Below are 12,697 nucleotides of genomic sequence, written 5' to 3'. Positions count from 1 at the left end.
CGCAACGATGGGCGGCGGCGCGGCAGGGTGAATATTTATACAGTAGGCGTTTGCCCCGTAACCGGCCTGCCCCTAGAATGGGCGGATGCACACAGATGACCTCTCCCTCCTGCTGAACTCCCTCAACGATGCCCAACGCCAGGCCGTCGCGGCCACGCTCGGGCGTCAGCTGGTGCTTGCTGGCGCCGGTTCCGGTAAAACCCGCGTGCTGGTGCACCGCATCGCCTGGCTGATCCAGGTCGAACAGGCCTCGCCGCACTCGATCCTGTCGGTGACCTTCACCAACAAGGCCGCCGCCGAGATGCGCCAGCGCATCGAGCAATTGCTGGGCATCAACCCGGCCGGCATGTGGGTGGGCACCTTCCACGGCCTGGCGCATCGGTTGTTGCGCGCTCACTGGCAGGAAGCCCGTCTGGTGCAGAACTTCCAGATCCTCGACAGTGATGATCAGCAGCGCCTGGTCAAGCGGGTGATCCGTGAGCTTGGCCTCGATGAGCAGCGCTGGCCCGCGCGCCAGGCCCAGTGGTTCATCAATGGGCAGAAGGACGAAGGCCTGCGCCCACAGCATATCCAGCCCGGTGGCGACCTGTTCCTGGGGACCATGCGCAGCATCTACGTGGCCTACGAGCAGGCCTGCGAACGCGCCGGGGTGATCGACTTCTCCGAGCTCCTGCTGCGGGCCCTGGACCTGTGGCGCGACCACCCGGGCCTGCTCGAACACTACCAGCGGCGCTTCCGTCACCTGCTGGTGGACGAGTTCCAGGACACCAACGCCGTGCAGTACGCCTGGCTGCGCCTGCTGGCTGGCAAGGGCGGCGGCAGCCTGATGGCCGTGGGCGACGACGACCAGTCGATTTACGGCTGGCGCGGCGCCAAGATTGAAAACATTCACCAGTACACGGCTGACTTCCCTGATGCCGAGATGATCCGCCTGGAGCAGAACTACCGCTCCACCGGCGGCATCCTCAAAGCCGCCAACGCGCTGATCGCAAACAACAGCGGGCGCCTGGGCAAAGAGCTGTGGACCGACCTGGGCGAAGGCGAGCCTCTGACCCTTTATGCGGCTTACAACGAGCATGACGAAGCGCGCTACGTGGTCGAGACCATCGAGAGCCTGATCAAGCAAGGCAATTCGCGCAGCGACATCGCCATTCTTTATCGCTCCAATGCCCAGTCGCGCGTGCTGGAAGAAGCGCTGCTGCGCGAGCGCATCCCCTACCGCATCTATGGTGGGCAGCGCTTCTTCGAGCGCGCCGAGATCAAGAACGCCATGGCTTACCTGCGCTTGATGGAAGGCCGTGGCAACGACGCCGCGCTCGAACGGGTGATCAATGTGCCGCCGCGTGGCATCGGTGAAAAAACCGTCGAGGCCATCCGCGAACATGCGCGCCACGGTCAGTTGTCGATGTGGGGCGCCATGTGCCAGTTGCTGGCAGCCAAGGCACTCAAAGGCCGGGCCGCCAGTGCATTGGGCGCTTTCATCGAGCTGATCGAAAGCCTGGCTGGCAAAGTCGCGGACATGCCCCTGCATACCATGACGCAGACGGTCATCGAGCAGTCCGGCCTGATCATCTATCACCAGGAAGAAAAGGGTGAAAAGGGCCAGGCACGGGTAGAAAACCTTGAGGAACTGGTCAGCGCCGCTCGCAACTTCGAAACCACTGACGATGACGCCGACCTTTCGCCGCTGTCGGCCTTCCTCGGCCATGCTTCGCTTGAAGCCGGAGAGGCCCAGGCTGACGAGCACGAAGACAGCATTCAGCTGATGACGTTGCACAGCGCCAAGGGCCTGGAATTCCCCTACGTCTTCCTGGTAGGCATGGAAGAAGGCCTGTTCCCGCACAAGATGAGCCTGGAAGAGCCAGGCCGCCTGGAAGAAGAGCGCCGCCTGGCGTACGTGGGCATTACCCGCGCCATGCGCCAGCTATTCATGACCTATGCCGAAACGCGTCGCCTGTATGGCAGTGAGACCTACAACAAGGTGTCACGATTCGTACGTGAAATTCCGCCTGGCCTGGTTCAGGAAGTGCGTCTTTCGAACAGCGTCAGCCGCCCGTTCGGCGGCGCCAAGAGCACCAGCGCCAGCAGCCTGTTCGCCAATGCCAACATTCCGCAGACCGCTTTCAATCTGGGCCAGCGGGTACAGCATTCGGTATTCGGTGAAGGCGTGATCCTCAACTTCGAGGGTTCCGGCGCACAGGCGCGTGTGCAGGTGAACTTTGCCGAAGGCAGCAAGTGGCTGATGCTTGGCTATGCCAAGCTCGAAGCTATCTGAAGCCTGTGGGGCGCGCTGAAATATTTAGGCAAAAGCTGGAAACATTATGTCGCTGGTCATGTGCACAGGAACCTGTGCAACATGACGCGCGTGCAATCCACAACAGGGGAAATCCCATTTATGCAACGTTTTCTTAGCATCGCACTGGCGCTTTGCGTCGGCCTGACGCTGAGCCTGGACGCCAACGCCAAGCGCTTCGGCGGCGGCAAGAGCTCGGGCTCCGCGCCTATCCACCAGACCCGCCAGGCTACGCCAACCACGCCCGCCGCTGCACCGACCGCTCCTGGCCGTGCACCGGCCGCCGCCAGCGGTGCTTCGCGCTGGCTGGGCCCACTGGCCGGCCTCGCCGCCGGTGGCCTGCTGGCGTCCATGTTCATGGGTGACGGCTTCGAGGGCCTACAGATCATGGACTTCCTGATCGTCGCCCTGATCGCGTTCCTGGTGTTCCGCTTCATCGCCGCACGGCGCCGCCAGCAGCAGCCGCAGATGGCCGCTCCGGGCCACGCACCGTTCCAGCGTGAAGCCCACGGCCAGCCTGCCCAGCCGTCGATCTTCGGTGGTTCGGCTGCACCTGCAGCGCCAGCCGCGCCGGTCATCAACGCCCCGGCCTGGTTCAACGAGCAGAGCTTCCTGGCCGCAGCCCGTAGCCACTTCCAGTCGCTGCAGCAGCACTGGGATGCCAACGAGATGGACAAGATCGCCGAGTTCGTCACCCCGCAGATGCTCGAGTTCCTCAAGCGTGAGCGTGCTGATCTGGGTGATGGTTTCCAGGCTACCTACATCGATAACCTCGATGTGCAACTGGACGGTGTCGACGATCGTGCCGACCGCACCGACGCCACCCTGACCTTCCGTGGCGTGTCGAAGACCTCGCGCTTCGACCAGGGCGAACCTTTCAGCGAAAGCTGGCACATGGTTCGTGCCCCGGGCGAGAACCAGCCTTGGCTGGTCGCCGGTATCCGCCAAAACGGTTAACCGTCGCACGTTGCACAAAAAACCCCGGGCTAGCCCCGGGGTTTTTGCTTTTGCCAGACCGCCCTACTAGGGTATAACGCGCAGCGATGTCATCAAGGTTGGAGGAAATGAACCGTGGAAGAAGTGATCGAACAACTCCGTGAAGCCAATGAACCGGTACCGGTGCCCCTGGAGCTTCCCGACGAGGACCAACTGGTCGAGATCGAGGAACAACTGTTCATCAACATTCCGTTCGTATTCAAAGAATTCCTCTTGACCGTCAGCGACGTGGTGTACGGCTCCCTGGAGCCGGTCACCGTCACCGATCCCCAGTCACATACCTACCTGCCCGACGTGGCCGCCAATGCCTGGGATGCTGGAGTACCGCGTGACCTGATCCCGCTGTGCCAGGACGGCGACAATTTCTACTGCGTCGAGGAAGACGGCACGGTGGTGTTGTGGGATGCCGACGAGGAAGGGGTTGGTGAAGACAGCTGGGAATCGGTCTGGCACTGGGCACGGGACGTCTGGCTGGAAAGCTGATGACTTGCACGGTCGCCAGGCTTTAAGGGCCTGGCGACATCGTTACCGCACCGTCCACTCCCACAATGGTGGAATCCAGCGCAGAGACCCTCCCGCTCAGTGCGTGTTTTCCCGGCTGTTTTCCAGCGTCTCCAGCAGGGCGATCTGCATCCGCGAATGCACGCGGATGAACCAGCGCCACAGCACCGCCACCACTATCGCGGCCACCACGGCGATGATCAGCAGCAATTCGTTGGTCGGCAGGATGCTTGCCGACAACGCCGACAGCAGCAGGAAGATGACCAGCAGTGACAGCAGCGGGATCACTTCGGCCACTACACGGCGAACGCGCTGGGTATGGCGCCCTGCCATTTCCGGTTTGACACCCATCTCCGCCAACAGCATCGACAACGCTTTGAGCTTGCGATAGGCAGCGATAAGGAAGGGCAGCGACAACAACAGCGCCGCGCCCCAGATTATCGCCTTTTGCTGGCTGACATCGCTCACCCATTCACTGAGCCAAGTACCGATACGTACAGCGAAATAGCCGCCGCTGAAGAAAATCGCGATCACCAGCGCCAGGTTGACACCCACCTGCAGCAGGATGCGCCGGATCATCGCGGCCAGCATCGCGCTTTCACCCTGCGGCTGGATACTGCGCAGCCATTCGCCATACAGCGACAGCACGCGCGACAGCCGGCTCGGCATCACCTTGCCCAGCTTCAGCGACAGCGGGTCCGCAGCGCGGATGAGATAGGGCGTGAGCAACGTGGTGATGGCCGAAACAGCCACCGCAACCGGGTAGAGGAAGTCACTGGTAACCTGCAGCGTCATGCCCAAGGCCGCAATGATGAAAGAGAACTCGCCGATCTGTGACAGCCCCATGCCCACGCGCAGCGAGGTACGGCCGTCGTTGCCGGCAATGAATGCACCCATGCCGCAGGACAGCATTTTGCCCAGCACCACCGCTACGGTGATCACCACAATCGGCCAGGCGTAGTCGAGCAGCACGTTCGGGTCGATCATCAAGCCAATGGCGACGAAGAATATGGCGCTGAACAAGTCACGTACCGGCTCGATCAGCCGTTCGATCTTCAGCAACTGGCGGGATTCGGCCATGATCGCACCGATCAGGAAAGCCCCCAGCACCATGCTGTACTCGAGTTTGACCACCAGCAGGCAGAAGCCGAAGCACAGGCCCAGGACGGTGATCAGCAGCATCTCGTTGCTTTCGAATTTCGCCACGTAGGCCAGCAGTCGCGGCACCAGCAAAATGCCGATGACCAGCGCCACGATCATGAACAGTGACAGCTTGCCGACCGTGGAAAAGACCTCACCGGAACTGACCGTACCGCTGACCGCAATCCCCGATAGCAGGGCTATGATGCCGATGCCGAGAATGTCCTCGACGATCAGCACGCCGAAGATCAGCTGAGCAAAACGCTCGTTTTTCATCTTCAGGTCGTTGAGTGCCTTGACGATGATGGTGGTCGAGGAAATCGCCAGGATCGCACCGAGGAACAGCGAGTCCATGGTGCTCCAGCCAAACCAGCGGCCGATCTCGAAACCGATCCAGATCATCAGGACGATTTCCAGAAACGCTGCAATGAACGCCGTGGCCCCCACCTTGAACAGCTTGCGCAGGCTGAACTCAAGGCCCAGGCAGAACATCAGGAAGATCACCCCCAGCTCAGCGAGGGTCTTGATGGTGTCTTCATCGTGAATCAGGCCGAACGGCGGGGTGTGCGGGCCGATGATGAAACCGGCAACGATGTAGCCCAGCACTACTGGCTGCTTGAAGCGATGAAACAGAATGGTCACTACCCCGGCGACCAGCATGATCACTGCCAGATCCTGGATGAAGCTGATGGCATGCATGGCGCGATACTCCTTTTCGTTGCCCGGGCAAACCGCTCCTCTGCCAAGGAAAACCCGAGCGAGCAGCAAGTACATACTGTATTGAATGCAGGAAGGCCCATGTTGCATGGGCGTACTCAGGTTAACATCGCACCCCGCCGCATATTGCCGACGCAATATGTAGAAACAGATCGGCCGAGCAACGGCCCCTGATGGCATGATCGGCGTGACGACGGAGCGTCTGTCAGCGTCCCGTATCAGGAAGGCAAACTTCAAGAGGGGAAACAGAAAGTGTCAGCAGATACCCGCCCCGATTCAGCGCAACCTCACCGTGAGCACACTATGGAACCTGGAAACGCCCAGCTGAGCATGACCGTCCTGATGACCCCGGACATGGCCAACTTTTCTGGCAACGTACATGGCGGCACCTTGCTCAAGTATCTCGATGAAGTGGCGTATGCCTGCGCTAGCCGCTATGCCGGCAGCTATGTGGTAACCCTGTCGGTCGATCAGGTGATTTTCCGCGAGCCGGTGCACGTGGGCGAACTGGTGACGTTCCTGGCCTCGGTCAACTACACCGGCAATACCTCCATGGAGGTGGGCATCAAGGTGGTGACCGAGAACATTCGCGAACGCTCGGTGCGGCATTCCAACAGCTGCTTTTTCACCATGGTCGCGGTCGACGACAACCGCCGCCCGGTCCCGGTCCCTGCGCGTCAGCCGCAGTCCAGTGAAGAAAAGCGCCGTTTCCTGCAGGGCCAGCAACGCCGGCAGATCCGTCAGGAGCTGGAAAAGCGTTACCAGGACCTGAAGACCGACGCCCTTTAAAACGCCAGGGGCTGCGCCTCGAAGCGTACCCGCGGATGAGCGATGCGGTCCTGAGCGCGCACCAACTGCAGTTCGTAGCTGGCGCAGGCCTGGGTTTCCAGCAGCACCTCATGCACAGCTGCCGCGGTGTATTCGAAGGCTTGCACCCAGCTGTCGCCCAACAGCACCCGGGCCAGGAACAGCCCTGAGGTCAAGTCCCCTACCCCGACCGGCTGGCGAGGGAATGCCAGCAGCGGGCGGCGCAAGTGCCAGCTGTGGTCATGGGTGACCAGCAACATTTCAAACATGTCTTCGCAACGCCCCGGGTAGGCCAGGTGCTTGACCAGCACAACCTGCGGGCCACGCTCGAGCAGGCCGCGAGCCATGTCCATGCAATCTTCCAGGCTTTGCGCGCGCCGGCCACAAAAACTGTCCAGCTCCAGCTGGTTGGGGCACAGGATGTCAGCCTGGGCAACCGCATCGTCCAGCAGGAACTCGCTCACCTCCTGGGGCACGATGCAGCCCTTCTCCGCATGCCCCATGACCGGGTCGCACAGGTACAGCGCCTTCGGGTTGACCGCCTTGATCCGCTCTACACCTGCCAATATCGCCCGCCCCTGCTCGGCGCTACCCAGATAGCCCGAGAGCACGGCATCGCAATGCCCCAGTTCGCCAATGTTGGAAATACCTTCCACCAACGCAGGAATTTGCGCTGGAGCAAGCACTTCGCCCGCCCACTGGCCATACTGAGTGTGGTTGGAGAACTGCACGGTATTGAGCGGCCAGACATTGACCCCGATACGCTGCATGGGGAACACCGCGGCGCTGTTGCCGGCGTGGCCGAACACCACGTGGGACTGAATGGCGAGCAGGTGCGGAGTGCGTTTCATGCGGGCGTTTTCCAAAGCTGTTTCAAGGATTGTGCGTCGCGCAGTATGAACTCGATTGCCACCTGTACGACAGACCAGGGACGCAGTTAAGCTGGATCGACCTGTTTGGAGCATACGCAAATGTTGACCCTGGAGAATCTCTTCGTCCTGATGCTGGTGGCCACGGCAGGCGCTTGGTTATGGCACAACCACGGGCTGCGCGAGAAAGCCTTGGAACGGGTCAAACAGCATTGTGCCAAGCTGGATCTGGAGCTGCTCGACGATGCCGTCGCGCTCAAGCGCATCGCATTCCTGCGCGATGCCAACGGCAGAAAGCGCCTGGCCCGCGTGTATGCCTTCGAGTTCACTGTCACCGGCGAACAACGCCACCCGGGCACGGTGACTCAGTTTGGCGCTCATAGCGTGCAGATCGAGCTGGCGCCCTACCCGTTCGAGATCAATACGCCGCCACGGGCCGACAACGTGATCGAGATGAAGCAATGGCGCCAGGAACACAATCGCTGGCACAACTGATCACACCACCCGGCAAGCCTCCAGCGCAGCCTGCAGCGCTTGAAGGGGTTGGGGCTGGTCGAAAATAAGCTCAATGCGCGTGTCCTTGCGCCAGTCACTCGGCTGCCAAGCCGGCAAATTGCCGTCAAGGCCGTTGAAAGACTGCCACCCCTGCGGGCTGTGGATAACACCTTTGGCCCGACGCCATGAGTGAGAGTCAAGCAAGCCACGCAGAGCCTGTGGATCGAATTGCTGGCTTGGGTGCCAGCGCCAGCCGACACTCCAGCCGCCCTCACCTTGCTGTGCATGACAGATTGGCTGACGTGGGTCTATCCACAGGGCGCCTGCGGCCGCTTGGTGATTGTCCACAACCCTTTTATCCACAGCAGCATCGCTCACGGCGGCTGTGGATGAATAAGGAAGTCTGGAAACTGCTAACAGCCCCTGCTCTGTCCAAACGCCCTGTTTCGCTGCAAATTCCTTATTTATCAACAACCTACTATTTTCATCAACAGCCTCGCTCTTATTGAAAACGACCAGCGCCGCGGCTGCCAGGGCCTGCTGTTGCGCATCAGGTAACGGCTCACCTCGCGCTAGCGCTTGAGCATCCACAACCATGACCATCGGCTGCAGCGTCAGCACTCCAACCCAGGGGGCCTGATTCAGTTGAGCCAGTAACTGCAAGGGGTGACCAAGACCCGAAGGTTCAATGAACAGCCGGTCGGGCCGCACCTTGCGCAACAGGCGCCCCAGCCCGACCTGAAACGGAGTGCCATTGACGCAGCACAGGCATCCACCCGCCACTTCGGCAATGGCAACCCCATCTTCATCACGGCTGAGCAGGGCCGCATCCAGGCCGATCTGGCCAAACTCATTGACCAGTACGGCCCAACGCTCGCCGGCCGGGCGCTGAGCCATAAGCTGACGGATGAGGCTGGTCTTGCCTGCACCCAAGGGGCCAGCGATGACGTGGGTAGGAATGTTCTGCAGCATGCGTTTACTTCAGGCCGAAATTCACTCCACTATGCCCCGTCACGCCAACCAGTCAAGGCTGAGCAACAGGCGAGGGTCATGGCCAGCCGGCGAGCGATGGATCAGGCCTGCCCCTTCGTTGCCTACCCATTTTTCGCCCTTCAGCAGCGCAACATCACCCGCTTGCAGTCGTTGGATGTTATCCACAGGTGCCGGTGCGAGCTGCAATCCGGCTCGTTCGATGGCTCCTTCGCACAGCCATTCGCTGCCGCAGCCCACATAAGTCGTGAGCAAGCGCACAGGCACGTTATCCACATGAAAGCGCGGGCACATGGCATTGTGCAGTACCCGCACGCGCAGACCGACCCGACGTGCACCCAACAGGCACGTATAGGCTGAAATCAGCCAGCACACATCTGCGACGAAACTCTCATAGCCCTGCAGATCAGCCGCTTCCCCCAAAAAGCCCGGCAGTAACGGCGGCTCATGCTCATGCACCTTGAGCACCCGCTGGTCCGCCAACGGTTGGCCGAGGCTGACCACCAATCCCGCGAAGTCTTCAACCTGGGCAGGCAAGCGTCGCTGCCAGACTGCCAGGTTCACGCCCTCTTGAAATATGTCGGTGAGTACCCGAGGCGATTCGCCGTGTACTTGGCGGATATCCACAGGCTGAGCCGCTGGCGTCATGCTGCCTCCTCGGTGTGCCAGGGACCGAAGGGATCCGGCAAGCGCAGCCAGCCCGCATGACCCATTTCCATCTCGTCATCGGTCAACAAGCAGGCATCCAGGTCTGTGGATAACTGGGCGAAGTCGATGTTCTGCCCAATGAACACCAGCTCCTGACGGCAGTCACCACTCTCAGCCACCCAGTGTTCAAGAATTTCTGCAGCGCTCTGTTCGTCCTGCGGCCAGTGTTCCTTTGGCACAAAACGCCACCAGCGACCGGCCAGTCCATAGCGCATCATGCCGCCAGCCTGCGACCAGCTGCCAGCCTCCTGAAACTTGCTGGCCAGCCAAAAGAAGCCTTTGGAGCGCAGTAACCGGCCATTGCTCCATTGCTTGTGGATAAAATCAAAGAAGCGTTGTGGGTGCAGCGGCCTGCGAGCTTGCCAGGTAGTAGCGGCAATGCCGTATTCCTCGGTTTCCGGCACATGCTCACCGCGCAGTTCCTGAAGCCATCCAGGTGCCTGTGCAGCCTGCTCGAAATCGAAAAGGCCGGTATCCAGGATCTGTGCCAGCGGCACCTGGCCCATGACCATCGGCAAAATCTGCGCTCGGGCATTGAGGCTGCGCAAAATGGCGATGAGCTCCTCGCGCTCATGCTGGCTGATCAGGTCGATCTTGCTCAGCAGCAGCACATCAGCAAACTCCACCTGTTCGATCAGCAGGTCGCTGATCGATCGCTCATCGTCGTCCCCCAAGGTTTCGCCACGGCTCGCCAGGCTGTCCGCCGCCTGATAATCGCGCAGGAAGTTCAGGCCATCGACCACCGTCACCATGGTGTCCAGCCGTGCCATGTCGCTCAAGCTACGGCCCTGCTCATCGCGGAAAGTGAACGTCTCAGCTACAGGCAGCGGCTCGGAGATGCCTGTGGACTCGATCAGCAGATAATCGAACCGGCCTTCATTCGCCAGCCGTGCGACTTCCTCCAGCAGGTCCTCACGCAGGGTGCAGCAGATACAGCCGTTGCTCATCTCAACCAGCTTTTCTTCAGCCCGATTCAGGCTGACATTACGCTGGACCTCACTGGCATCAATGTTGATTTCGCTCATGTCATTGACGATGACTGCGACACGCAGGTTGTCGCGATTACGCAGGACATGGTTGAGCAAGGTGCTTTTACCGGCACCCAGGAAGCCGGAAAGCACAGTAACGGGAAGACGATTGGGCATGGCGAAACCTCTACAGGCAGACGCATTCGAAACGATGCATTGCACAATGTTATAAAGTAACAATACAATTTCGCCAAGCCGTACTCGTCGGATGAGTAACCGGAGATGGAAATGAACCTGTCACCTGCCGCCCTGTTGCTGCTGCTCGCTGCGCCTACATCCTTGCTTGCGATGCCTCAGCAAAACACGCTGGCGGTATGTACACGCAGCGCGACGCTGTTGGCCTGCAAGGACGCCAATGGCAGTTACTACAGCGTGCGTACGGAGGGCAGCCACTTCTACCTGCGCGGTTTCGACAGTGCGACGCGCCGCTTATGGGCGCAAACCAACAGCCGCTATGGAGCGCTGACATTCTTCACCGGCCTGGCCAGCGATGGTGAAGCCTGGGTTGGCTACAGCCGCCGAGTTGGCTGGACCTCTCTTAACCGCGTTTCCAGCTCCAACGGCCAACGGTTCAATCTGCATTGCAGCCTGGTCGGTGGCTGCCGCTGACATTTCTTTTATCTGGTATTGCCAATGACTAGCCTGACGCTCCCCGATATCGCCGCACAGACACATCAGCATGCTACGCCACTGGCCTGGGTGGGCATGTGCGGGATCGCCCAGCCCGTGCACTTCGACGGGCGTAGCGTAGCGGCCATGGCCGATGCAGGTGTAAGCCTGGAGGATGGCGCCTCGCGCGGTATTCATATGTCCCGGCTGTACCTGTCACTGGAGCGTCTCGAACGTCAATCGCTGACTCCGTTGGCAATCCGCCAAATACTGGCAGATTTTCTGGCTAGTCATGAGGGCCTATCCCATGCCGCCTACCTGCGTTTGACCTTCGATCATTTGTTGAAAAGGCCGGCCCTTGTCAGCCCATTGGCAGGATGGAAAAGCTACTCGATCACCGTGAATGCCAAGGTTGAAAATGGAATGTTCCACGTGGAACTATCGGTTCGCGTGCCTTATTCGTCGACCTGCCCATGCTCTGCGGCACTTGCACGGCAATTGATTCAGCAACAATTCCAGGCAGACTTTTCCGGGCAGGCAATGAACCGAGAGGCGGTCCTGGAGTGGTTGGGCAGCAGCCAGGGCATCGTTGCTACCCCCCACAGCCAACGGAGCCTGGCTGAGGTTCACGTACGGTTGGGCGAAAGCCTGGAAGTACTACCGGTCACGAAGCTGATCGACCAGATTGAGGCAAGCTTGGGCACCGCCGTTCAAACAGCCGTGAAACGCGCAGACGAACAGGCGTTCGCCTTGGCCAACGGACAGAACCTGATGTTCTGCGAAGATGCCGCCCGCCGCCTGCATGAAGCGTTGCGACAGATGGAATGGACCACGGCCTTCAAGCTGCGTGTGGTACATGCAGAAAGCCTGCATGCCCACGACGCAGTAGCCGCCAGCCATTGGCAATGGTGAGCTCTTCAGGTACGCGGCTTTACTGCTCCACAGTCATTTCCCAGCCATACCGCACGGGTATTCATACTGCCCCGTTGTTGGACACCCGAAGCATTGAATGTCCCGTTGACCTGGGTAGTGAACTCCTTATCGCTGAGGAAAGTAGCCTGGCCGGTACCCTGAGCTTTTGGGCAACTGAACTGAAACTTCCAGACATTGCCGGTCCGGTCGGTAATCTTTTGCGTGCAGCCTGACTGAGGGTCCTGCAAGGGAATATCGTTTGTTTTCACCTGCTCCGGCGTCAGGCAGGAACGCACGCCATTACCTGCTACCGCGATGCCCTGCTTGGCCAGCGCCCCTTCCATCATAGCCCTCTGCTCGGGCGGCAGGTTCTTCAGTTGGCCAAGCATGAACTGCATGTCCGGCAACGGCTTACCGTCGACCTGCATGTTGCTGGTGGTGAGCTCCCACAGACCAGGCTGCAACATCTGCGCATGCACCAGTGGGCTGGCCAGGCCAAAAGCAAGGGCCAGCATTGGCAGACGAATCTTCATGGACGAACGCTCCTCAAAATAACCGGCTCATGGCCGGGCAAAGGCTTAGACGGCAAATCCGCTTTCAGGTTGCAAGGCGGCCCTGGAAGTGTTCTGTTA

Annotated in this window: 13 protein-coding genes; 7 read left to right on the top strand and 6 right to left on the bottom strand. The window is 60.3% G+C overall.

The window, feature by feature from the left end; all coding sequences use genetic code 11:
• Window positions 1-85 precede the first annotated feature (85 nt).
• From uvrD to ACMGGN_RS22415, 3 genes are all read left to right on the top strand, one after another.
• Window positions 86-2,275 (top strand): DNA helicase II, encoded by a 2,190-nt coding sequence (uvrD, locus tag ACMGGN_RS22425; protein WP_115273184.1) that lies wholly within the window; start codon window positions 86-88, stop codon window positions 2,273-2,275.
• Between the two features lie 120 nt (window positions 2,276-2,395).
• The gene (locus ACMGGN_RS22420) at window positions 2,396-3,250 is read left to right on the top strand and encodes a Tim44 domain-containing protein (protein WP_012316883.1); all 855 of its coding nucleotides are present in this window, start codon (window positions 2,396-2,398) and stop codon (window positions 3,248-3,250) included.
• A 114-nt stretch (window positions 3,251-3,364) separates the two neighbouring features.
• The gene (locus ACMGGN_RS22415) at window positions 3,365-3,772 is read left to right on the top strand and encodes an SMI1/KNR4 family protein (protein WP_046786759.1); all 408 of its coding nucleotides are present in this window, start codon (window positions 3,365-3,367) and stop codon (window positions 3,770-3,772) included.
• Between the two features lie 96 nt (window positions 3,773-3,868).
• Here ACMGGN_RS22415 and ACMGGN_RS22410 read toward each other — a convergent pair whose 3' ends face one another.
• On the bottom strand, window positions 3,869-5,629 hold the full coding sequence (locus ACMGGN_RS22410; RefSeq protein ID WP_046786760.1) for a cation:proton antiporter: 1,761 nt from the start codon (window positions 5,627-5,629) through the stop codon (window positions 3,869-3,871).
• Window positions 5,630-5,950: 321 nt separating this feature from the next.
• Between ACMGGN_RS22410 and ACMGGN_RS22405 the strand changes: the two genes are divergently transcribed.
• Window positions 5,951-6,436, top strand: coding sequence for an acyl-CoA thioesterase (locus ACMGGN_RS22405; protein WP_012316886.1), 486 nt, complete (start codon window positions 5,951-5,953; stop codon window positions 6,434-6,436).
• Here the strand turns inward: ACMGGN_RS22405 and pdxY are convergent.
• Window positions 6,433-7,305 (bottom strand): pyridoxal kinase PdxY, encoded by an 873-nt coding sequence (gene pdxY / locus ACMGGN_RS22400; protein ID WP_414156307.1) that lies wholly within the window; start codon window positions 7,303-7,305, stop codon window positions 6,433-6,435. The two genes, ACMGGN_RS22405 and pdxY, sit on opposite strands and share 4 nt — an antisense overlap.
• A gap of 120 nt (window positions 7,306-7,425) precedes the next feature.
• Between pdxY and ACMGGN_RS22395 the strand changes: the two genes are divergently transcribed.
• Window positions 7,426-7,818 carry a DUF3301 domain-containing protein gene (locus tag ACMGGN_RS22395; protein WP_012316888.1) on the top strand — a complete coding sequence of 131 codons (393 nt, stop codon included), beginning with the start codon at window positions 7,426-7,428 and terminating at the stop codon, window positions 7,816-7,818.
• Here ACMGGN_RS22395 and ACMGGN_RS22390 read toward each other — a convergent pair whose 3' ends face one another.
• From ACMGGN_RS22390 to zigA, 3 genes are read right to left on the bottom strand one after another with little or no spacing between them, the layout of a single operon-like run.
• Window positions 7,819-8,790, bottom strand: a complete 972-nt coding sequence (locus ACMGGN_RS22390; protein WP_414156306.1) for a CobW family GTP-binding protein — start codon at window positions 8,788-8,790, stop codon at window positions 7,819-7,821.
• 39 nt (window positions 8,791-8,829) lie between these two features.
• Window positions 8,830-9,456 (bottom strand): DUF1826 domain-containing protein, encoded by a 627-nt coding sequence (locus tag ACMGGN_RS22385; protein ID WP_115273187.1) that lies wholly within the window; start codon window positions 9,454-9,456, stop codon window positions 8,830-8,832.
• Window positions 9,453-10,661 carry a zinc metallochaperone GTPase ZigA gene (zigA, locus tag ACMGGN_RS22380; RefSeq protein ID WP_174142385.1) on the bottom strand — a complete coding sequence of 403 codons (1,209 nt, stop codon included), beginning with the start codon at window positions 10,659-10,661 and terminating at the stop codon, window positions 9,453-9,455. The genes ACMGGN_RS22385 and zigA overlap by 4 nt, the downstream gene beginning before the upstream one ends.
• A gap of 111 nt (window positions 10,662-10,772) precedes the next feature.
• Here zigA and ACMGGN_RS22375 point away from each other — a divergent pair, with 111 nt between their 5' ends.
• Window positions 10,773-11,153 carry a hypothetical protein gene (locus ACMGGN_RS22375; protein WP_039602354.1) on the top strand — a complete coding sequence of 127 codons (381 nt, stop codon included), beginning with the start codon at window positions 10,773-10,775 and terminating at the stop codon, window positions 11,151-11,153.
• 24 nt (window positions 11,154-11,177) lie between these two features.
• The gene (gene folE2, locus ACMGGN_RS22370) at window positions 11,178-12,065 is read left to right on the top strand and encodes a GTP cyclohydrolase FolE2 (protein WP_237859661.1); all 888 of its coding nucleotides are present in this window, start codon (window positions 11,178-11,180) and stop codon (window positions 12,063-12,065) included.
• Window positions 12,066-12,070: 5 nt separating this feature from the next.
• On the opposite strand, the gene ACMGGN_RS22365 is transcribed toward folE2, so the two are convergent.
• Window positions 12,071-12,598 (bottom strand): DUF3617 domain-containing protein, encoded by a 528-nt coding sequence (locus tag ACMGGN_RS22365; protein ID WP_237859663.1) that lies wholly within the window; start codon window positions 12,596-12,598, stop codon window positions 12,071-12,073.
• Between the last annotated feature and the right edge of the window lie 99 nt (window positions 12,599-12,697).

Origin of the sequence: Pseudomonas sp. BNK-30, assembly GCF_047456185.1 — a bacterium.
Classification (GTDB): Bacteria; Pseudomonadota; Gammaproteobacteria; order Pseudomonadales; family Pseudomonadaceae; genus Aquipseudomonas; species Aquipseudomonas putida_E.
The sequence above is the reverse complement of the archived record's forward strand: the minus strand, read 5'-3'. Positions and strand labels throughout refer to the sequence as shown.

Excerpts from the sequence above, each read along its gene's own strand:
- uvrD (WP_115273184.1), top strand. The coding sequence starts at position 86 with ATGCACACAGATGACCTCTCCCTCCTGCTGAACTCCCTCAACGATGCC.
- ACMGGN_RS22420 (WP_012316883.1), top strand. The coding sequence starts at position 2,396 with ATGCAACGTTTTCTTAGCATCGCACTGGCGCTTTGCGTCGGCCTGACG.
- ACMGGN_RS22410 (WP_046786760.1), bottom strand. The coding sequence starts at position 5,629 with ATGCATGCCATCAGCTTCATCCAGGATCTGGCAGTGATCATGCTGGTC.
- ACMGGN_RS22405 (WP_012316886.1), top strand. The coding sequence starts at position 5,951 with ATGGAACCTGGAAACGCCCAGCTGAGCATGACCGTCCTGATGACCCCG.
- pdxY (WP_414156307.1), bottom strand. The coding sequence starts at position 7,305 with ATGAAACGCACTCCGCACCTGCTCGCCATTCAGTCCCACGTGGTGTTC.
- ACMGGN_RS22395 (WP_012316888.1), top strand. The coding sequence starts at position 7,426 with ATGTTGACCCTGGAGAATCTCTTCGTCCTGATGCTGGTGGCCACGGCA.
- ACMGGN_RS22390 (WP_414156306.1), bottom strand. The coding sequence starts at position 8,790 with ATGCTGCAGAACATTCCTACCCACGTCATCGCTGGCCCCTTGGGTGCA.
- ACMGGN_RS22385 (WP_115273187.1), bottom strand. The coding sequence starts at position 9,456 with ATGACGCCAGCGGCTCAGCCTGTGGATATCCGCCAAGTACACGGCGAA.
- zigA (WP_174142385.1), bottom strand. The coding sequence starts at position 10,661 with ATGCCCAATCGTCTTCCCGTTACTGTGCTTTCCGGCTTCCTGGGTGCC.
- ACMGGN_RS22375 (WP_039602354.1), top strand. The coding sequence starts at position 10,773 with ATGAACCTGTCACCTGCCGCCCTGTTGCTGCTGCTCGCTGCGCCTACA.
- folE2 (WP_237859661.1), top strand. The coding sequence starts at position 11,178 with ATGACTAGCCTGACGCTCCCCGATATCGCCGCACAGACACATCAGCAT.
- ACMGGN_RS22365 (WP_237859663.1), bottom strand. The coding sequence starts at position 12,598 with ATGAAGATTCGTCTGCCAATGCTGGCCCTTGCTTTTGGCCTGGCCAGC.